The organism is Streptosporangium nondiastaticum, from assembly GCF_003011965.1.
GTDB lineage: Bacteria > Actinomycetota > Actinomycetes > Streptomycetales > Streptomycetaceae > Streptomyces > Streptomyces nondiastaticus.
In genome coordinates this window covers 1-429 of the sequence record NZ_PXWG01000372.1, presented here as the reverse complement: position 1 = coordinate 429, position 429 = coordinate 1, and the positions used below count along the sequence as shown (strand labels likewise).

Annotated in this window: 1 protein-coding gene; it reads right to left on the bottom strand. The window is 69.2% G+C overall.

The features are described from left to right. Positions 1–429 (bottom strand): glycosyltransferase family 39 protein (locus B7P34_RS36290; RefSeq protein WP_189383298.1); only part of this gene is annotated, 429 nt, incomplete at both ends.

The window sequence follows — 429 nt, the reverse complement described above, 5'->3', positions numbered from 1 at the left end:
AGAGGGCCCAGCATCGCCACCTGGCCGCCGAGGAAGCGCGCCACGGCCGCAATGCCGCCGCTGCGGGTCGAGTCGGTGGTGATCTCGGCGGTGTGGGCGAGGGTCGGGAAGTCGTTCTGGACGTTCCACCAGATGTTGGGGGCGAGCAAGGCGCCCGCCACGGCGACGGTCAGCCAGGGGCCGATGCGCAGCACCCCGCGCTTGGGGCCCGGTACGCCCCACAGCGTCCAGATTGCCGTGAGTGCAAAGGCGGCCATCGTGTACTTGCCCAGCAAGCCGATGCCGCACGCCATGCCACACAGGAGCCAGTAGTGCAGGCGGTTGGTGACCTGGGCACGCCATAGCATCCACGATGCCAGCGTCCAGCACAGGATCAGCGGAGCGTCGGTGCTGGCGAACAGCCCCATGAGGCTGGTCACCGGCAGGGTC